The following is a 19,730-nucleotide window of genomic DNA, read 5'->3' as shown; positions in this document are numbered from 1 at the left end:
TGTGGAACTGGTCATTGGTCGGCTGCCACTCACCAGAGTCAAAGAGGCAGTTGCCCTGCTGACGCGGGCATTCATGCCCGATCCGATCTTCTCGTATTACTTTCCTGAAGCCAACCGGCGCGCCGAGGTGTTCCGAGCCTTCTTTAACGATGTGGTGCGTGCGCACATCAGGTTTGGGCACGTCTATGCGGCCATGATGGATGAGAAGATTGTGGCGGCGGCGGTCTGGCGGCCACCAGACGCTGGACAGTCGACCGCCAGGGACCTCAGGCGCCAAACGCTGACTGAAAACCGGGTACGCGCGATCGACCCAAAAGCTGCGGTCGCCCTATTCGAAGGCTTCGCTGGGCTCGAATCCGGGCATCCCTCCGAGCCGCATTGGTACCTTTTCTTCACCGGTGTTGAGCCTGAGATGCAAGGTAGCGGCATTGGATCTCGCCTGCTTGCCCCGGTATTGGAGAACGCCGACCGGTCGCGCGCGCCATGCTATTTGGAAACGCCCTTTCCGCGAACCCACGACTTCTATCGTCGGCTTGGCTTCGTAATCGCCGTGGAGGGGCATCCGTTTGCGGGGGCGCCCACGCTCTGGGCAATGACTCGGGCACCGAAATGAGTCAAAACCGATGTATTAGGGCCGAAATCTACTTGTTCAAGCGCTGGTCCGCTTCTAACGCAAAGCCGACCCCTCGATGCAGTGATGGACTTCCGTCGTGACCCGTTGACGACCTCGCGCACGGCGCATTTGACCTCCTCTGGGAGCGACAGGAACACCTGCCCGGCCGACCGATGGAGCACCGGATGCCAAGCCAAGTGAGAAAGCTGAGCTTGACCGTCGACCCTGTCGCGCGGGTCGGCCGCGGCTAGCCCTCTTCCAGCCCTGCGATGCGCAAGCCCGCGAGGATCGCTGCCATGCGCGATGGATCGTATTCCGGCTGTCCTGCCCTTATGCTGGCGATCGAAACGTCTGGAGCGAGCGCCCGGAACTTTGCCAGGTGGCGTCGTGCCTCATCCATTCGGCCGAGCTGCGCATTTGCCGCGATTAGCATCCAGTAAGTGGGGTCGAAGCCCGCGTTGACCGCTATTGATAGCTCCGCGGCTTTTAGCGCTTCGACATAGTTGCCGAGCGCCATGTGTGCATGCGCAATCGTGGTCATGGCCACGGCGCGGTCGGGTCGCCCGGGCTCATCAGGATCGCGCGCCGACTATGGGTGAGCGCATCCTCCAGATTCCCATAATGGAGTTCGGCGATGCCTACGACCATCAACACAAAATGGCTGTTGGGGTTCGCTTCGACGGCATTGGAGACGATCTGCATGCCTCGGTCGTACTCCCGCATGGTCACCAGCGTCAGGCCGCACACCGCCAGTACGGTTGCATCGCCCTGCGGATCGGCAAGGGCGCGGCGCACCAGATCGAGACAAGCGGTCCGGTCGTCGCCGGTCAGCGAAGGCCAGCCCAAGGCAACGCGGAATTCAAGGGCAAAACAGGCGCCGGTGAGGAACGGGGCGTAGTTCGGCTCGAGCGCGACTGCCTGCATGAATTGCGCAAAAGCCTCGGCATTGTCCTCGGGCCGCGCGGTGTAAGCCTTCGACAGCGCCCTAAGGTAAAGATCATAGGCATCGAGACTTTCCGGGCGCTTCCTGCGGGAGCGCTCGATCTCGGCTTGTCGAATCTGCGGTTCTATGACGCCGATCACGCTTTCAGTAATGCGGTCCTGCGCGTCGAATATGTCTGCGACGGCGCCGTCGAATCTGTCGGCCCAAAGATGCGCCCCGGCTATCGTCTCGATGAGCTGTGCGGTGATGCGCAGCCGCTCACCAGAGCGTCGCACACTGCCTTCAAGCACGTAGCGAACTCCGAGTTCCTTGGCCACCTGCCGCACGTCTACGGCCTTGCCCTTGTAGACGAAGCTCGAATTGCGGGCGATCACCGCAAACGACTTGAAGCGGCTGAGGGCGGTGATGATGTCCTCGACGATGCCGTCTGCAAAGTAGTCCTGCTCCGGGTCGCCGCTCATGTTCTGGAACGGCAGCACCGCAAGCGCCGGCCTGTCGGGCAGGCGCTCCGTTGGACGCGATGGGCCGAGATGCTTTGCTCCATCCGGGCGCAAACGATAGGCGCGGACCGGCCGGGCGATGTTCTTCAGCGCCTGCTCGCCAATATCCTGGAAGCGCAGGCCGATCTTTCCCGCTGCATCTTCCTCCACGCGGGCGGAAACACAGATCCCACCGGGCTCGGCGATCCTCTCCAGACGCGCGGCGATGTTGACCCCCTCGCCGAAGACGTCGCCGTCCTGTTCGATGATGTCCCCGACATTGATGCCGATCCGGAATTCGAGCCGTTCGTCAGCTGCTACGGCGGCGTTGCGTTCTGCCATGCCGGCCTGCACCTCGACGGCGCAGCGCACCGCGTCGACGACACTGGCGAAATCCGCCAACAGCCCGTCGCCCGTCGTTTTGACGATCCTGCCGCGATGCCTGGCAATACAGGGATCGACGTGCTCACGGCGATGGCTGTTCAAGCGGTCGAGGGTACCTTCTTCGTCAGTACCCATCAGCCGGCTGTACCCGGCGACGTCAGCCGCAAGGATCGCCGAGAGCTTGCGCTCGACGCGGCCGATTTCCATCCGAGTCTCCTCCAAGGCGTCAGGATCATATCCGCCCAGGTCAACCGATCCAAGCCGCTCTTCCGGTTCTTTGGGTCGCGTCAACCATGCCCACCAGAGTGTCGGCTTTTGGCGCAACCTTCCCCTTCAGGAACCGGAAGAATTGACCCGTTGAAGACGTTCATCCGGCCCCGTGACGCCCGGCGCCGGCTACGTGCTGGTCGACGACGTCAACGTTCTCGGCGGCACGCTCGCCGACCTCGCCAATCACATCATCCAAGGCGGTGGCAAGGTCGCCGGCGTGATCACTCTTGTCGATCAGAGCCGAAAGGCGGTATTACATGCGATGCCCAAACCCTCCGCACCCTCGAAAGCCGATTCGGCGACATCATCCAGAACGAGTTCGGCATCGGGCCAAAAGCCCTCACCGGCGCCGAAGCCGAAGTCCTTGCCCGTTTCAAATCAGCTGACGCCCTCCGAGATCGAATCGCTCAGGAACGAGACGAAGGCGGCTTCGAAGCAGGCCGACGAGGCCTTCGCGAAGCTCCGGAAAATTTAGCGCCCGAGACCACCAGCGCCGACCTGACGTCGCCATCAGTCCGAGCGCCGCTGGCTCAACGATATCAAGGGCGCCGGCGAGCTTGAGGATTGATCCGGGTAGACGTTCCAATCTGCGCTGTAGCCGCAAATATCGTGTGACCGACGCACCGTCGGGGCCTACCGTCTTCCAATGATCGGCACGCTCAGCGAATCGGCAATAGTCCAACAGGTCGCGTTGGAGGCGGCGCGGCGCCTGACGCGCAGGGTTCCTCTTCCGGCATGGCGCCGATGCGCTGCGATAGCGGTCGGCTTGGCCAGGCCAAGCGTCGTCAGCAGCGCTTTGAAAGAAACAGGTAACCCGGTTACCCCTTTTCCCTTTCGGCCCGGTTGCCCGCGCGCTTCCTTCGCCAGCAGCTGGCCGAGCTTCCAGCGGGCGCGCATGCGCATTTCGTTGACCGGCCGGATCTCCGACGTCGAGTAGAGCCCGGTCGTGCGCATGAAGCGCTCGATCGCGTCGATGCGGGCCTCGACGTCGAGAACCTCGGCGACGGTCCTCGCCTCGGCCAGGGCGACGGCGAGTGATTCCGCTTCGACTTTGGCGACGGTCTGGTCCATCAGTGCAGCCTCGTCGTGCCGGTGCAGCAGATCGCGTGGTGGTAGGCGCAATAGGACGGGCTGTCCTCGGCGCGCGCCGCGCTGCAAAACAGGAAATGCCCGGTGACGCTGCGATCCTCCTCGACCGGGAACCGGCATGTGTCGCCGGCTTTGTCGATCAAAGGCACCAGCCCCCGACATCCGGCCGATTGGCGGCTGGCGCTTGCGGGGTGGCGAGGGCGTCGCCGGCGGCTGCTTGGCTGGCGGCTGCTTGGCAAGCGCCTTGAAATCCTTGAGACGGTGGACGCGGCCACTGACGGTGTTGCGGGGTTGGGGCCGCCTGCTATACCGATGGCGACGAAGTCGCGCCTCCGGCTCGACATGTTGCGCGAACTCCCGATTCTGAGAAGTGCGGGGAATGCAGCTTTCGGAGGAGAAATTGTCGGTGGGGATGTTCCGGTGGGACCAGTGGACGGCGATGTGGATTTCATGAAGTTGTTCGACGCATGAACAAGCGCCCGGACGAACGCGCGGCGTCAAATATGTTGACTTTCTGGGGCAAGACCTATGCCGGGCAGGACCTTCCCAGGTTCAAGCCCGTGGTGCACCACCTGTTCGACGCCGCCGCGGTGGCTTACGAATTGCTGGAACTCCGTCCAGCATTCCTGACCAGGCTTTCGCATGTCCTCGGCGTGCCGCGGGAGGTCGCCAGGAACTTCGGCGCACTCCTTGCCGGGTTGCACGACCTTGGCAAGTTCTCGAGGCCCTTTCAGGCGAAGATGCCCGATCTATGGCCAGCCGCCGCGCTCGGTCCGATTGGTGACGTAGGTAAGGATGCCGGCCACTGGCGCTACACCGCGCTTCTGATGCATGAGGCCGGCGTAGCCGAAGTGCTGGGGAATGCGTTCGGTCCTGGTTGGATAGACGTCCGAGACGAGATCAAAGCCATTGCCGCCGGCCATCATGGCCAGCCGCCTGAAATTGAATGGATGGGAGTTTCAGGTCCGCTCGGGCCGGCACGATCGTTCCGTTCCGAGGCGGCGGCGCTGCCTGAGGGGTGCCGCAATGCCGCCACTGCAGCCGCCAGATCCTTGATGTCCGTGTTGTCGGAGCCTGGGTTTCAATCCGTTCGGAAAGGCCGGCTGAAGAAGGTGTCGCTGCTGCTCAATGGCCTTGTGACGGCGGCGGACTGGATCGCTTCCGGTTTTCCGGCTCCGGAGAGCGAGGCACGCGAGCCGTTCGATGCCGCGGCCTACTGGCGCGACGCGCGCGCGATGGCGCGAAGTGAGATCAAGAGGTGCGGTCTTGTGCCGCTCGCGATCGCCGAGGTCGCGTGGCAGGCGCTCGGGCTGACCTCTGGCGGCCTGCGCCCGATGCAGGCCGCAGTCGACCAGGTCACGATTGTGCCAGGTCCCAACCTCTTCATCATTGAGGATATGACCGGGGCGGGCAAGACCGAAGCCGCATTAATGCTGGCTGCGCGCTTGATGCGCGCCGGCAAGGGCGAGGGCATCTATTTCGCGCTCCCGACGATGGCCACTGCCAACGCCATGCACGATCGGCTTGCGGCCTGTCACCAGGCCTTCTTTGTTGCTGGAGGAGGAGCCGAGCCGTCGTTGGTGCTTTCCCACGGCAGGGCTCAAGTTGCCCGGCGGATCGCACAACTCGGCGCCGGCAGGACAATGTCGGGCGATGTCGCCGCGCACTGCAACGACTGGATCGCCGACAGCCGTCGCAAGGCGTTGTTTGCCGACATCGGCGCGGGCACGATCGACCAGGCATTTTTGGCCGTGCTGCGCAAGAAGTACCTCACGCTCCGGCAGTTCGCCTTGGCCAACCGCATCCTGATCGTCGACGAGGCGCACAGTTTCGATGCGTATATGGGCGAGGAAATGCTGACCCTGCTGCGGCTGCACGCGATGAATGGTGGTTCTGCGATCGTCCTTTCCGCGACACTGACCAGCGATCTGCGCCTGAGGTTCGCATCGGCTTTCCGGGAAGTATGCTGGCAGCCCCCGTCCGGAATCGACATCGCGGCGCTGCCCCGTCGCGACCAGGCCAGGGCGCTGAAGCCGCCGCCGATGGAACTGTCGAGCCGTGCCTTTCCTCTGCTGACGCAGGTGCATGGCGGCGGCGCAGCAGAGCAGCCGGCGGCGTATTTCGACCCCGGACGTCCGCGTGTCGATGTAAAGCGCCTGGAAAGCCGCATGGAGGCCGTGGTCGAGGCGATTGCCGCCGCGCAGCGGGGCGCGGCGGTGGCAATCGTTTGCAATGCTGTCGACGAGGCGATCGCCACCCATACCAAAGTGCTTGCCGAGCTCTCCGATCCGGATGCGGCGCTACTCTTCCATGCCCGCTTCGCCATGGGTGACCGCATGGCGATCGAGGAGCGCGTGCTGACCATGTTCGGTAAGAACGCTGATGCCGGCACGCGCGCCGGCAAAGTCCTGGTCGCGACCCAAGTGGTGGAGCAGAGCCTGGATCTCGATTTCGATTTCATGGTCACCGATCTGGCGCCCGTCGATCTGATCGTTCAGCGCGCCGGCCGGCTTTGGCGGCACATGTCGCAACGCCCGGCGTCGGAACGGCCGATGTCGAACCCTTGTCTGGCGGTTGTCGCGCCGGACCCGGCGGGCGTGCAATCGCCGCGCTGGCTGGAGCCGGCTCTTGGCGCGGGCGCCTTCGTCTATCGTCATCCTGGTTTCATGTGGCGCACGGCAATGCAACTGTTCGGGCTCGGATTTCTGCCGCAGCCGGATGATCCTGCCTTCCGGGCCATCCTGGACACGGCCTATGCGGCGGGCGAGGACGATCTGCCCGATTGCCTGCGCGCCGCATCGCTACAGGCATCGGGCGAAGCGCATGGCGAGCGGTCCCTCGGCGAATGGAATGTCATCAAGCCCATAGAGGGTTACGCAATCTTGGCGGGCAGCCTCGGCAACAATGAAGACATCGGCACGCGCCTGGGTGAGGAACAGGTCACGGTACGCCTGGCTCGCCGTGTGGGAGGCCGAGCCGTTCCATGGGCTTGCATGCGCAACGCCGATGAACCGCTGTTGTGGGCGTTGTCCGAGGTGACGTTGGCGAAGCGATGGTTGGGAAGCAACCTGCCGGCGCAACAGGCGGCAGAGTTCGAAGCGATCAAGGCGATGTGGCCAGACTTCGAGCAGGCGATCCCCATCGCCGAGGTGGCTGGTGACGGCTCGCTTCTGCTCGGCGGCGGCCTGGCCTATAGCGCCAAGACAGGGCTGACACGCGGCGGGCGCGAACCTCATCGTGAGCGATAGTAAGGCGGATGCCTAAAACTTGTTGATTGTAGCCGATCGCAACTTGTGCGGGAGCCCCAATAAAGGAAAATAGCACCATCCTTAGGGGGGAGTCGTGCAATTCAATCTGCTACGCGATGCGCTGTATCCGGTCGTCACCCGGTCGAGACAGCAGCGCTGGGTAAGCTTCGCGCAACTTGCTGTGGTGGACGGGGAGGACGCACCTGTCGCCTTCGACTGGCCGCGCGCCGACCTCAACATCGCCTCCTACGAGTTGGCTATCGGGCTGGCTTTGCTGTTGTTTCAGCCGCAGACCGATGAGGACTGGCGCAACCTGTGGGACAATCCGCCGGCGCCCGACGAGGTGGAGCGCGATGCGAAGGCGTTCGTCCACGCATTCAACCTTGTCGGCGACGGGCCGCTGTTCATGCAGGATTTCGAAGCCTTTGACGGCCAGCCGACGCCGATCGAGGCGCTGCTTATCGACACGCCCGGCGCCAACGGCCAGATGAAGAATGCTGACCTGCTAACGTGGCGTGGGCGCTATCCGGCGCTCGGGCTGCCTGCTGCGGCTATGGCACTCTATGCGTTGCAGCAGTTCGCACCCGCCGGCGGGGCCGGCAACCGCACTTCAATGCGAGGAGGTGGGCCGCTGACAACGCTGGTCGGGCTGGACGACAGAGCGGACGAACCTGTGCCGTTGTGGCGCGTCATCGTGGCCAACCTGCCCCTGTTGCGCGATGAAGTTACGGGAGCCTCGCTGCCGCGCGCCTTGCCCTGGCTCGCCCTCACCCTGCTGTCTGACGCCGCGCATGGCAAGCGCGAGCTCGCCGCGGCAGACCCCGATGCCAACGAACTCCAGGCCCTCTTTGGTCAGCCTCGCCGTATGCGCCTCTTGGTCAACGGAGAAGGCGTCTGCGCCATGACCGGTGTTGCGGGCAAGGTCGCTACCGGCTTCGTGCAGAGGGCTTGGGGCGTCAATTACGGTCTGTGGAGGCATCCTCTGACGCCCTATCGGCGGCAGAAAGAGGATGGCGAGCCTTATAGCGCCAAGCCGAAGTCCGGGCACTTCGGCTACCGCGACTGGGTGGCGGCCGTCTATGGCGCGGCCGCCGGTGGTCTGGCGGAAACGTCGAGGGTTCTCAAGCTGGCCGAAAGTCGCGCGGCCGCGTTCGAGGCGAGCGGATTCCGGCCCTCGCTCATAGTGGGGGGCTGGGCGATGAACAATATGGAAGCCATCGCATATCTCCATGCGATCAAACCGCTTTATGTCAGCGCGACGCCGTATCTCGCCGAAGACCTGGGACGGCTCGCTGTGTCCTTCGCCGACGCCGGCGAACTCGCCCATCAGGTTCTGCGCATGGCGCTGCGCAAGGCGCATTTCTCGGAGGGCGCCACGGTTTCCACGGCCAGCGGCCTGTTCGAACAGGCGCGAACCGCCTTCTATGAACGCTCTGAAGGCGCGTTCCACGAGCTTCTGCACGACACGTTCGCGCAGGGCCGGGTCGACAGGCCGGCATCCGGCAAGGCCTGGCTTCGGCGGTTGCGAGGCCACGTGTCGGCGCTGTTCACGGACCTGACGCCGGACATTGCCGCAGATCCCGAGACAGGCCGGCGTGTCGCGAAAGCCTGGAACGACCTGCAGGCCAGTTTCGCCGGATATGGCAAGCTCGGGGGCGCAATGTTCGAAAAGCTGGACATTCCGGCGCCGGCCGTAAAACGCAAGGCACGGGGGGCATGACAATGCAGGTCAATCAAGGAAACAGCCCCAGGCTGGACGCCGTCATGCGGTGGTGGAGCGCGCTGCACGACAAGAATCCGGGCAAGGGCGACCGTGCCGGTCGCGCGGAACTGCGCCGCTGCTCGAGCCCGCTCGAGGCTATGATGACGCCGGCCGCGCACCGTCTGCTGCGCGCCGCCAGGGGACCTGCACGGGAGGAAGACGAAGACAAGCTGCTGCTGGTCGCCATCGTGCTCGCCTGGATCGACACCGCCAGCAGCCCGCCCATCACCTTCGCCAAGGCGCTCGGCCAGACCGCCGACGGACGCGCGCCAGCCGAAGGCGACAGCCAGCGCATGTCGCCGCTGCGCTTCCAGTCGCTGCTGGTCGCCATGAAGTCGGGCGACGCGGCACTGCGTATCCGTGCGATGCGCCGCGCCCTGGCGCTGGCCGGCGAAGGCGGCTTCAACGTGCGGCGTCTAGTCGACGACATGCTCCACTTCAATGACGGCGTGCAGCGGCGCTGGACCTTTGACTACTGGCAGGCGTTCGAGCCCACCGAAGCCACGCCCGACGCCGGCCAGACAGAAACCGGGAACAGCTGAGGGAACGCACCATGAGCCGCTTTGTCCAGATCCATCTCCTCACCCATTATCCGCCGTCGAATCCAAATCGCGACGACCTTGGCCGGCCGAAGACTGCGATCGTCGGTGGCGCGCAGCGCCAGCGCATTTCCAGCCAGGCCATGAAGCGCGCACTTCGCACGTCGGCCGCCTTCGTCAATGCGCTGGCCGGCAACAAGGGCGAGCGAACGCAGCGGCTCGGCGAGGTCTTGCGTGATCATCTGATCGCCGGCGGCGCGGAGGAAGCGGCAGCGGTCGCCGCGGCGCGCACGGTCGCCGCCGCCTTCGGAAAGGTGAAGAAGGACGGCGCGCAAATCGAACAACTCGCCTTCGTCTCGCCGCAGGAAAAGGTTCGTGCCGTGCAACTCGCCGAAAGGGCTCTGGGCGGCGAAAAGCTGCCGGCAGAAAAGGAACTCGCCAAGGAGGTGCTGCAGCGGGCCGACGGCGCGGTCGACATAGCCATGTTCGGGCGTATGCTTGCCGACAATCCGGACTACAACCGCGAGGCGGCGGTTCAGGTGTCGCATGCGCTCACCACCAACGCGGTGACGATCGAGGACGACTATTACACCGCTGTCGACGACCTGAAGAAAGCGGCTGAGGACGCCGGTGCGGGCTTCGTCGGCGAGGCGGGGTTTGGCTCCGGCGTCTACTACATCCATGTCTGCGTCAACACCGCGCTCCTGACGCGCAATCTGGACGGCGACGCGGAGCTTGCGCGCCGCGGCGTCGCCGCGCTGATCAGTGCGCTCGGCGAGGCGGTGCCAAGCGGAAAGATGAACAGCTTCTCCAACCATGTGCGACCGGAGTTCATGCTGGTCGAACGCGGCGACGGCCAGCCGCTCAACCTGTTCTCGGCCTTCGAAATACCAATCAGCGGGCCAGGTCTGATGGTGGCTTCCATCGATGAACTGACGAAGCGGCGCGCCGCCTTTGCCAAGAGCTACGGGAAATGGTGGGATAGTGACCTGCATCTGCGCGTCGGTGACGATGGCGCCGCAACGCTCGACGCGCTGGCCGGATTCGCCGCAGCGGCGGTGACGGATGACGAGGAACGGCCATGACAGGCTTTCTCGTGGTGCAACTCGGCGCGCCGCTTGCAGCCTTCGGCGACGTCGCCGGCAATGTCGAGCGCAAGACGCTCGACCGGCCGACGCGCTCGGCGCTGCTCGGCCTGGCCGGGGCGGCGCTCGGCGTAAAGCGCAGCGACGCGGAAGGTAACGCCGCTCTGGGCACCTCCTTTTCCACGGCATCCCGGACGTTGAACCCCGGCAGGCTGCTGCGCGATTTTCACACCTATGAATCGGTGCTGCGCGCCAGGGACACCTATTTTACGCGCGCCGACGCATTGGCGCGAGGCGCGCGCAACACCTCGATTACCCGTCGCGACTACCGCACCGGCGGCCTCTGGCTCGCCTCCTATGTAGTGCGGGATGGCGCATCGCTGACGCTTCCGGGGCTGAGGGAGGCCTTCCTCAAGCCGGTCTTCACGCTCTATCTCGGGCGAAAGGCGTGCTCGCTTTCGCTGCCCATGTCGCCGGAGATCATCGACGCCGACGACGTCGCGCAAGCCTTTGCGGCCTATGCCTCCGTGCGGGATCTGCCGACGACCGGGTTGATTGCAGCCGACGACAAGGCCCTTTTGCCGGCCGGCGGCAACCGGCTGGAGCGACGCTCGACGATTCGCGATGATCCGCGCGACCGCCGCTCCTGGCAGTTCGGCGCGCGGACCGAATATCTCCTGGGGGCGGACGTGCCGGAGGCAAGCCAGTGACTGCCACCGGCATGACATACCTGGCCCGGCTCACCCTGAAGCGCGACGATGCAGCAGTGGCGCCCTTGCTGCGCGATCTCATGCCGGCAGCAGCCGAGGACGCGATGATACTGCACCACCGCCTGCTGTGGACGCTCTATGCGGACAGTCTGGAGCGCCGGGCAGGGGAGACGACCTTCCTGTGGCGGCGTATGGACGATAGCGGACGTTTCATGGTGCTCGGCCCGCAACCGGCCACTCAGAGCCCCTATTTCAAGATCGAGGCAAAGCCGTTCGACGTGCAATTTCTGGGCGGCCAGCGCCTCGCCTTCCAACTGCGGCTGAACGCAACCGCCGATCTCAAGGCTGGGGTTGACGCGAGGGCGCGCGGCCGGCGCACTGACATCGTGTTGGCCGCACTGCACCGGCTGCAACGGGCGGGCGATGACCGCGCGCGCAGCGGCGCGCTGCGCCTCGAAGCGGCACAAACGGCCGTGGAGGCCTGGATGAACGACCGCGCCGCCGCTGACGGCCTTGTCGTCGAGGGGCTGAAAGTGACGGGCTATCGCGCCGTGTCGCCGCCCATCCGCAAAAAGCCGAAGCAATCGCTGGTCGGCGTTTCCGATGTCGAGGGTGTGTTGCGCGTCATCGAACCCGCCGCCTTCAAGGCGCGCCTTTTCAAGGGGTTCGGCCGCATGAAGGCCTATGGCTGTGGCCTCATGCTGGTGAGGCCTGCGCAGTAAGATGACCCGGACCGGGCAGACATTGCCGGGCGCGCCCCCGCCGAGCCCGATCCCGCTGAAGGAAAGGGGCCTCCATAGTCTTCGTCGAGCGCGGGCAACTTGACGTGATCGATGGCGCCTTCGTGCTGGTCGACGACGGCGACGCTGTGCTCGTCTGGTCAGCCGCCAACGACGCCGGCTTCGACTTTGAAACCTTCGGTCGCAACCGCCGCCGGGGCGGTCGATTTCGACGGATTGAAACTGGTTGCGTCCGATCCTCTGCGGTGACCGGGCTTTGATGGTCGCCGCCGGCCCTAAGGCAATTCTACCGGTAGAAATTCAGAGCTTGAAAAAAGCCAGTTCTTTGAACAGTTTATAGTTGGAGTGTCCTCCGCACAGGCGGGGATGAACCGTCCATGTCCAGCATGCCCATGTCCCGCATGGCGTGTCCCCCGCACATGCGGGGATAACCGCAGCCCCCCACAGGTGTATTCCGGGGCGATGTAGTGTCCTCCGCACATGCGGGGATGAACCGCCCATCCACCGAAGCCAGCGCTTGGAAACCTCGTGTCCCCGCACATGCGGGGATGAACCGCGCACCGCGGCGCTGTTCGGCGCGTTCATCACGTGTCCCCCGCACATGCGGGGATGAACCGGTCGGGGATTGAATGAAGTTCCCCCGGACGAGGTGTCCCCCGCACATGCGGGGATGAACCGTCATCGACGTCAACCTGAACCAGGCGCTTGTGGTGTCCCCCGCACATGCGGGGATGAACCGACGGTGTTTCCGTTAATGAGGAAATCGCCCTGGTGTCCCCCGCACATGCGGGGATGAACCGCCCTCGATCAAGGTCCATGCGGCCGACAGTGGGTGTCCCCCGCACATGCGGGGATGAACCGGTCTGGCAGGGCGGTGCGCCGGTTCTTGCGGCAGGTGTCTTCCGCATATGCGGGGATGAACCGTCGACCACGATCGTTCCGATCATCGCGGCGGTGTGTCCTCCGCACATGCGGGGATGACGCGGATGAGTTCGTGTCTGGCTGGGCAAGGCGACGTGTCCTCCGCACATGCGGGGATGAACCGCATAGCGGACGAGCCGTCTGGTTCAACATCGGGTGTCCCCCGCACATGCGGGGATGAACCGTGTCATGGCTTCTAAAGGACGAAAAAAAGCTCGTGTCCCCCGCACATGCGGGGATGAACCGACAAACAGCGCCACGATGGACAGCGAGATCGGGTGTCCCCCGCACATGCGGGGATGAACCGCGGTCATCGCCGGACGGAAATACATCGGTTCCGTGTCCCCCGCACATGCGGGGATGAACCGATTTGGGACATCTGCTACGGCGAGACCAAGAAGTGTCCCCCGCACATGCGGGGATGAACCGGGCTATCACGGCAACGACTATGTGCCGCATGAGTGTCCCCCGCACATGCGGGGATGAACCGACAAACAGCGCCACGATGGACAGCGAGATCGAGTGTCCTCCGCACAGGCGGGGATGAACCGTGATGCCCGCCGATCACATCGAAGAACTGGCAGTGTCCCCCGCACATGCGGGGATGAACCGCCGCTGCTGGCCGGCAAAGACCCCGGCGTGCAGTGTCCCCCGCACATGCGGGGATGAACCGCAAGAAACAACAGGGCGGAAACATGCGTGAAAGTGTCCCCCGCACATGCGGGGATGAACCGGAGACGGCGCTCTTCCAGGCTGCCTCGCCCGGGTGTCCCCCGCACATGCGGGGATGAACCGAAAATTCAAGAAACAGCGGGGGTTCAGTACAAGTGTCCCCCGCACATGCGGGGATGAACCGATTGATGGCGGCGAATGGCATGGCGTCAATCGGTGTCCCCCGCACATGCGGGGATGAACCGCGCGTTTTGCTGGGAGTTTGACCATGCGCAAAGTGTCCCCCGCACATGCGGGGATGAACCGGTCGTCCAGGACGAAATAACTAGCCCGTTTCCGTGTCCCCCGCACATGCGGGGATGAACCGAACCCTTCGAACAGGTCCAGTTCAATCGACGGGTGTCCCCCGCACATGCGGGGATGAACCGTGTGCACTGTTTTGCGTGTAGTGTGGGCTTGCGTGTCCCCCGCACATGCGGGGATGAACCGGTGGCAACCAGGGTGCGGCCGGGCTTCGGGGAGTGTCCCCCGCACATGCGGGGATGAACCGAGATAGTTTTCCTTGACGCCTAGTCTCTTGGCGTGTCCCCCGCACATGCGGGGATGAACCGGCGAGTGTAGGCGTCTGCCATTGTCGTTGTCTGTGTCCCCCGCACATGCGGGGATGAACCGTTGTCCTGCAGGATGGCGTTGTAGAGCCACATGTGTCCCCCGCACATGCGGGGATGAACCGCAAGAAACAACAGGGCGGAAACATGCGTGAAAGTGTCCCCCGCACATGCGGGGATGAACCGGCGGCCAGAACGCGCCGGCGACGCAGCGAAACGTGTCCCCCGCACATGCGGGGATGAACCGTTTTCGTCGGCGATCGCATTCAGCGCCGTCCGGTGTCCCCCGCACATGCGGGGATGAACCGCCGACGATCGGGTTGGCGGTCGTCTGTGTCGGGTGTCCCCCGCACATGCGGGGATGAACCGTGCTATCACGAGGCGTATAACGAAATCTGGAAGTGTCCCCCGCACATGCGGGGATGAACCGTTCCATATGCCGCGCTAGGCCACGCACGGATTGTGTCCCCCGCACATGCGGGGATGAACCGGCATCATAGGCGGTCAGGCTGGACATCAGGGTGTGTCCCCCGCACATGCGGGGATGAACCGCTTGGCAAGCAGGCAGAGGACGCGCTGGAACGGTGTCCCCCGCACATGCGGGGATGAACCGGGCTTGGTATGGATGTTGGTGCACAGGTAGAAGTGTCCCCCGCACATGCGGGGATGAACCGGCGGGCTTCAATCCGTTGACGGCCATTCGCAAGTGTCCCCCGCACATGCGGGGATGAACCGCCGAGGCTGTCCGCCAATTACGTGCTATGCCAGTGTCCCCCGCACATGCGGGGATGAACCGCACTGGGAAACTGATCGCTTCTGCAACCTGGTGTGTCCCCCGCACATGCGGGGATGAACCGCCTGCGTATGGGGTGTCCTCTGTTGCCGTCGTGTGTCCCCCGCACATGCGGGGATGAACCGAAATCGGGAAGCTGGCCAAGCTGCACGGCTTCGTGTCCCCCGCACATGCGGGGATGAACCGACCAGCGTATTATCCGCGGCACCGCCACCACAGTGTCCCCCGCACATGCGGGGATGAACCGGCAAAAGAAGAGCGCGAATTGCTCCAAAAAGCGTGTCCCCCGCACATGCGGGGATGAACCGCGAGACGATCAGGCGTTCGACGTCGGTTGCCACGTGTCCCCCGCACATGCGGGGATGAACCGCCAATGTCGGCGTCCGTAAACCCGATGCGGGCTTGTCCCCGCACATGCGGGGATGAACCGATCAGCGCGTCACGCCCGCGCCCGGTTAGCACGACCGATGCGCCGCCTCAGCCAATCGCCTCGCCCCGCCCCCGGCTGCCGTCGGTGACCACCGCACATCGGACGTGGAGCGACAGCAGGTTATCAAACGGTTGGGATGCGGGAATCGAAAGGAACGGGGCCGCGTTGTCGAGTACGAGCCGCCAATGCGGCGGACCGATCGGTCGGCCTTCCTTGGGTAGAACCGGGCGAACGCCTCTCTGCGGGCCTCGATGGCCGATTGCGGGGGTGTTCGACCGGCGACGGACCGGTGGCGGGCGAGGCGAACAAAAGGACACGACGACATTCGTCTAACCCGGAATCAGCGGCGCTCGACAGGCGGCGAAAGACGGCGAGCGCCTCGAACGCGGCGATCTATCGAACAGAAATAGAAACTGCTCGCTCTTCGGTGACCGATGCTTCGATCTGATCGCGGGTAGAAAGATCGAAATGCAGGCCGAACTTCTCGGACATTTCCTCCTGCCACTGTTCGACGAGGCCGCCGGGGGCGACGATCAGACAGCGCTCCTGATCGCCACGGACACGGATCAGAAGCTCCTTGATAAGCAGCCCTGCCATTGATCGTCTTGCCGGCGCCGGGATCGTCGGCGAGTAGGAAACGGAGCGGCTGGCGCGGCAGCATCTCGCCATAGACGGCGGTGACCTGGTGCGGAAGCGCCTCGAGCCAACGCGGCGAAACGTTTCCCCATTGTAGTTCCACCTCCCGCACTGGATTGCAACTCCCAGTGATTTTCGGAGCAGTACGCGCGCGCGGTTCAGGCCTGGCGGCCAATCTCGACAACGTTCTTGGCCCTCTTCGATCCGCAGACGATCTCCTCAAGAAGAAGGCCCCAGGCATCGAGCGCCCGGCGCTTCTCGGGCAGATAGTCGTTGTGGTCATAGTGCTTCCCCGTGACCACCGCCGCGCCGCCTGTATCTCCGGCATGGGCAATCACCTGAGACACGATGAATCGCGAGAACCCAATTCGCTCGCTGGTCAGCAGCGTGGCGCCGGTACGGCGCAGATCATGGGGGGTGGCGGCGCCGATCTTCACCGCTTCGACGATACGCTTCATAGCGCGCGAGAATGCCCGCCTGTCGAGGTGGTCCTCGTCCGACCGGGGCGACGGGAAAACATAGTCGCTTCCGTTCCCCTCCATCGCGGCCTTTGCCTCGTCGAGCAGCGCCAGCGCCGTCGCGCTCAGCGGGACCATGTGCGCCTTTTTGCCCTTCATCCGCTCGGCAGGTATAAGCCACGTCCTGGCGCTCCGGTCGACCTCATGCCAGCGCTTGCCGACCACCTCACCGCCGCGCTGCAGGGTCACAGCTGCCATCCTGAGGGCGATGCCCATCAATGGCGACAGAGTGAGGTCGTCGACATCCTCCGGGCTCTGACAGGCGGCCCAGAAGCCTTTGAGGTCATCATCCTTCATCACGGTCGTGCCGACCTTAGGCATGGCGACGGCGATATCGTGGGCCGGATTGTGATCGATAACGCCCTCGCGCACCGCGAAGCTCATCAACTGGCGAATGATGTTGCGGCAGTGGCGGCCGTTCGACTTCGCGCTCTTGGCTTGCTTGGCGACAAACTCGCGGATCTCGATCCGCGTGATATTGGCCACCGCGCTGTCGCCGAACTTCGGTTTCACCAGCTTGTCGAATATTCGCCGCTCCTCGGCAATGGTGCTGGCACGCTTCGGCGCCGCCTTGGGGCCGCCCCTATGCGTTCCTTCGGCCGCAGCGATGAAATAGGCGTCGGCCAGGCCGGCGAGCTTATGGAGGTGCTTCCGTCGTTCCTCGGCCTTGCTGGCCCGCGCAATGGCCACGACGTCGGCGCCTGTCGCCACAGCGCCTTTCGCCTTCCTTGCCTCCTCCCGAGCTTTGGCGAGGCCGACAGACGGGAAAGAGCCCAGGTTCTTGCGGCGATGCTCGCCGGCGGCATTGCGGTAGCGCACCGACCACGACCGGACGCCCTTGTCAGTCACCCGGAAAATCAGGCCTGCCTCAACATCGTCGCGCAGTTCCAGCCGCTTGCCAGGGTCAGGCATGGCGTTCTTAACGATGTCGTTCGTCAGCTTCGCCATCGAGGCGCATTCCTTCAGGGGCACATCGGGGGCACAAACATGTTGCGCCTTGCCGCGTTATCTCGCACGTTGCCGCACACAAGGTAAATCAGGGAATGGCCGTTTTGCAAGGTTTGTGGAGATTTAGGGAACGCCTTCGCACAAGCTCGCACGCGAAAGTCACCAGACTACGAATCTGGGGGTCAGGAGTTCGAATCTCTTCGGGCGCGCCAATAATCTCAAAAGCTTAGCCAAGTTGCACCGTTTCAAATCAGCAAACTGAAACGGTTTTTGAAACGGTTTTGTAGTTTCGGATAGTGCAGCGCGCGATTGAGCGGGCGCAGCGAAAGATCGGCAACGCCTCTGTGTGAACAGTTCACGTCCTGACCGCTCAGGGGCCGAAAGCTGCCTGCCTGCGGCCATCGACGATCAGCGTCGCCAGATAGCCCTCTAGGACCTCGACCACGGTCGCTGGATCGCAGATGCAATCCACTTCGAGCTCGAAGGCCGGCCCATGCGAGACCGCTTACCGTTACCGCCCGGCCCCCTGTGGTCCTCGTCTCGCCCTCCATGAGAGTACGAACATAATTTAATCCTTGCCTTGCGACCGCCCAACGGCTATTGTCGTATGAACGTAATTCAAAACTTCAGGAGCTTATGATGACAACAACTCCGCAGGTTGCGCTCGTAACAGGCGCCACCTCAGGCATCGGCAAGGCCACAGCGATCGCCTTGGCCGCCGCAGGTTTCCAGGTGATCGGAACCGGCCGCAACACCGCAAAACACACCGCGCCCGCCGGGGTGAGCTACCTGGACCTCGACGTGACCCGCGACGAATCGGTCGCCTTAGCGGTCAAGCAGGTGATCGACCGGTTCGGGCACATCGACGTCCTGGTCAACAACGCCGGCGTTGGCACAACCGGCGCAGCCGAGGAGTTCTCGATCACCCAGACGCAGGACATCTTCGACATTAACGTCTACGGCGTCATGCGGACGACCAAGGCGGTCCTGCCGCACATGCGCGTCCAAGGCCGCGGACGCATCATCAATGTCTCCTCCCTCAGCGGGTTCGTCCCCAGCCCGTTCATGGCCCTCTACGTCTCGACCAAGCACGCGGTCGAGGGCTACTCCCAGTCGCTGGACCACGAGGTTCGCGATTACGGCGTCCGGGTCCTGCTCGTCGAGCCCGGCCCGATCAACACTCCGTTCGCAGGCCACAGCGTGGAGGCCGATACCGCCATGCCGCTCTACGCGGCGGGACGGCGCAACTACGACGAGCTGCTGGAGAAGAACCTCAGCAGCGGCGACGACCCCGCCGTCGTCGCCAAGGTGATCGTCGCGGCGGCCACCGACCGGAACCCGAAACTACGGCGCACCGCCGGTACGACCGCCCGGATCATCAACGCGGTGCACCGCGTCGTCCCGGCGCGGATCTTCGACCGCGTCATCCGCAGATTCAACCGGATGCCGAGCTGATCGCTGCCGAGATCCACTAACCAGTCATTCGCAGGTCTACCGAGGAGAGTCATGCAGCAGCAGAGCCAGCAGACGGCCCGCCACCACGCACCGTACATCACCAACGGCGGGCTCCCCGAGCCCCACGACTCGAAAGTGCAGACCGCGAGGATCAACGTCCCGGCTCTCCTTGCCAACGCTGCACACTGACCTGGCCATAGTAGTATCCGGAGCGCAAGCCCGGCTGAGATAGAGGAACGCATGGTGCGTTACACGAAAGAACACAAGCAGGAGACAAGGCAGCGGATCATTGCGACGGCCGGTCGACGGCTCAAGCGGGACGGTATCGACGGCTCCGGAGTCGCGACGCTCATGAAGGACGCGGACCTGACCAACGGCGCCTTCTACGCCCACTTCGAATCCAAGGACAGCCTCGTCGCGGAGGCGGTCACCGACCAACTGCACACACTGCACGCGAACATCGTCGAGCTGGCGGAGCCCGGCCCGGCCGGGCTCGAACAGCTCGTGCGCTGGTACCTGTCGGCCCACCACCGGGACAATCCCGGCGACGGCTGCCCCAACGCCGCCCTGCTCGACGAGATCGGGCGCAGCGCGGACGCAATCAGGCAGGCGTACACCGACGGCGTGCTGGTCGTCATCGACGGCCTCGCCGCCCGCATGGCACCCGAAGATCCGCCCTCGGCCCGCGTGAAGGCGCTCAGCCTCCTCGGCCTGATGGCCGGGACGCTACAACTCTCCCGCGCCCTGACCGACCGACAGCTCTCCGACGACCTCCTCGAGCAGGGCCTCCGCAACGCCCTGGCCCTGGTGGACGCCGAGCTCCGACCATGACCTTCATTTCTGCGATTACCCCCCCGGCACTCCCGGCGACGTCGCCCTCCATCAGA

General features: G+C 64.2%; 16 protein-coding genes, 2 pseudogenes and 1 CRISPR repeat array. Of the genes and pseudogenes, 12 read left to right on the top strand and 6 right to left on the bottom strand.

From position 1 onward, the window contains the following. The first annotated feature begins 1 nt into the window (after position 1). Positions 2-613 carry a GNAT family N-acetyltransferase gene (locus AC0NIE_RS02920; RefSeq protein WP_473488470.1) on the top strand — a complete coding sequence of 204 codons (612 nt, stop codon included), beginning with the start codon at positions 2-4 and terminating at the stop codon, positions 611-613. A gap of 247 nt (positions 614-860) precedes the next feature. On the opposite strand, the gene AC0NIE_RS02915 is transcribed toward AC0NIE_RS02920, so the two are convergent. After that, positions 861-1,130 carry a hypothetical protein gene (locus AC0NIE_RS02915; protein ID WP_473488471.1) on the bottom strand — a complete coding sequence of 90 codons (270 nt, stop codon included), beginning with the start codon at positions 1,128-1,130 and terminating at the stop codon, positions 861-863. Positions 1,131-1,150: 20 nt separating this feature from the next. Then, positions 1,151-2,626, bottom strand: coding sequence for an adenylate/guanylate cyclase domain-containing protein (locus AC0NIE_RS02910; protein WP_473488472.1), 1,476 nt, complete (start codon positions 2,624-2,626; stop codon positions 1,151-1,153). 172 nt (positions 2,627-2,798) lie between these two features. Between AC0NIE_RS02910 and AC0NIE_RS02905 the strand changes: the two genes are divergently transcribed. Further along, positions 2,799-3,164 carry a phosphoribosyltransferase gene (locus AC0NIE_RS02905; RefSeq protein WP_473488473.1) on the top strand — a complete coding sequence of 122 codons (366 nt, stop codon included), beginning with the start codon at positions 2,799-2,801 and terminating at the stop codon, positions 3,162-3,164. A gap of 158 nt (positions 3,165-3,322) precedes the next feature. Here the strand turns inward: AC0NIE_RS02905 and AC0NIE_RS02900 are convergent, their stop codons facing one another. Together AC0NIE_RS02900 and AC0NIE_RS02895 are read right to left on the bottom strand one after the other, a co-directional pair. Next, positions 3,323-3,760: a hypothetical protein gene (locus AC0NIE_RS02900; protein WP_473488474.1), complete on the bottom strand. Its 438-nt coding sequence runs from the start codon at positions 3,758-3,760 to the stop codon at positions 3,323-3,325. Then, positions 3,760-3,927, bottom strand: a complete 168-nt coding sequence (locus AC0NIE_RS02895) for a hypothetical protein (protein ID WP_473488475.1) — start codon at positions 3,925-3,927, stop codon at positions 3,760-3,762. The genes AC0NIE_RS02900 and AC0NIE_RS02895 overlap by 1 nt, the downstream gene beginning before the upstream one ends. A 318-nt stretch (positions 3,928-4,245) precedes the next feature. Here AC0NIE_RS02895 and AC0NIE_RS02890 point away from each other — a divergent pair. From AC0NIE_RS02890 to AC0NIE_RS02855, 8 genes and pseudogenes are all read left to right on the top strand, one after another. Next, positions 4,246-4,881, top strand: a pseudogene (locus AC0NIE_RS02890) (CRISPR-associated endonuclease Cas3''); the annotation flags it as partial. 165 nt (positions 4,882-5,046) lie between these two features. Beyond that, positions 5,047-7,026, top strand: a complete 1,980-nt coding sequence (gene cas3 / locus AC0NIE_RS02885) for a CRISPR-associated helicase Cas3' (RefSeq protein WP_473488536.1) — start codon at positions 5,047-5,049, stop codon at positions 7,024-7,026. 94 nt (positions 7,027-7,120) lie between these two features. After that, positions 7,121-8,746, top strand: coding sequence for a type I-E CRISPR-associated protein Cse1/CasA (gene casA, locus AC0NIE_RS02880; RefSeq protein ID WP_473488476.1), 1,626 nt, complete (start codon positions 7,121-7,123; stop codon positions 8,744-8,746). Further along, entirely contained in the window at positions 8,743-9,330 is a 588-nt protein-coding gene (gene casB, locus AC0NIE_RS02875) for a type I-E CRISPR-associated protein Cse2/CasB (protein WP_473488477.1), read from the top strand. The genes casA and casB overlap by 4 nt, the downstream gene beginning before the upstream one ends. An 11-nt stretch (positions 9,331-9,341) precedes the next feature. Beyond that, positions 9,342-10,412 carry a type I-E CRISPR-associated protein Cas7/Cse4/CasC gene (gene cas7e, locus AC0NIE_RS02870; RefSeq protein WP_473488478.1) on the top strand — a complete coding sequence of 357 codons (1,071 nt, stop codon included), beginning with the start codon at positions 9,342-9,344 and terminating at the stop codon, positions 10,410-10,412. Then, the gene (gene cas5e, locus AC0NIE_RS02865; RefSeq protein ID WP_473488479.1) at positions 10,409-11,122 is read left to right on the top strand and encodes a type I-E CRISPR-associated protein Cas5/CasD; all 714 of its coding nucleotides are present in this window, start codon (positions 10,409-10,411) and stop codon (positions 11,120-11,122) included. The genes cas7e and cas5e overlap by 4 nt, the downstream gene beginning before the upstream one ends. After that, positions 11,119-11,844, top strand: coding sequence for a type I-E CRISPR-associated protein Cas6/Cse3/CasE (gene cas6e, locus AC0NIE_RS02860; RefSeq protein WP_473488480.1), 726 nt, complete (start codon positions 11,119-11,121; stop codon positions 11,842-11,844). Before cas5e ends, cas6e begins: the two co-directional genes overlap by 4 nt. 104 nt (positions 11,845-11,948) lie before the next feature. Next, positions 11,949-12,122: a type I-E CRISPR-associated endoribonuclease Cas2 gene (locus AC0NIE_RS02855; RefSeq protein ID WP_473488481.1), complete on the top strand. Its 174-nt coding sequence runs from the start codon at positions 11,949-11,951 to the stop codon at positions 12,120-12,122. Positions 12,123-12,207: 85 nt separating this feature from the next. Beyond that, positions 12,208-15,286: direct repeats of the CRISPR family, unit length 29 nt; unit sequence GTGTCCCCCGCACATGCGGGGATGAACCG. 432 nt (positions 15,287-15,718) lie between these two features. Here the strand turns inward: AC0NIE_RS02855 and AC0NIE_RS02850 are convergent. Both AC0NIE_RS02850 and AC0NIE_RS02845 read right to left on the bottom strand, forming a co-directional pair. After that, positions 15,719-15,989 (bottom strand): annotated as a pseudogene (locus AC0NIE_RS02850) (SNF2-related protein); the annotation flags it as partial. A 91-nt stretch (positions 15,990-16,080) separates the two neighbouring features. Then, entirely contained in the window at positions 16,081-17,388 is a 1,308-nt protein-coding gene (locus AC0NIE_RS02845) for a tyrosine-type recombinase/integrase (RefSeq protein ID WP_473488482.1), read from the bottom strand. 636 nt (positions 17,389-18,024) lie between these two features. Between AC0NIE_RS02845 and AC0NIE_RS02840 the strand changes: the two genes are divergently transcribed. Continuing rightward, positions 18,025-18,843 (top strand): oxidoreductase, encoded by an 819-nt coding sequence (locus tag AC0NIE_RS02840; RefSeq protein WP_473488483.1) that lies wholly within the window; start codon positions 18,025-18,027, stop codon positions 18,841-18,843. Between the two features lie 240 nt (positions 18,844-19,083). After that, entirely contained in the window at positions 19,084-19,674 is a 591-nt protein-coding gene (locus AC0NIE_RS02835; protein ID WP_473488484.1) for a TetR/AcrR family transcriptional regulator, read from the top strand. The last annotated feature ends 56 nt before the right edge of the window (positions 19,675-19,730 follow it).

It is taken from the genome of Mesorhizobium sp. WSM4842 (assembly GCF_055901575.1).
The sequence above is the reverse complement of the archived record's forward strand: the minus strand, read 5'-3'. Positions and strand labels throughout refer to the sequence as shown.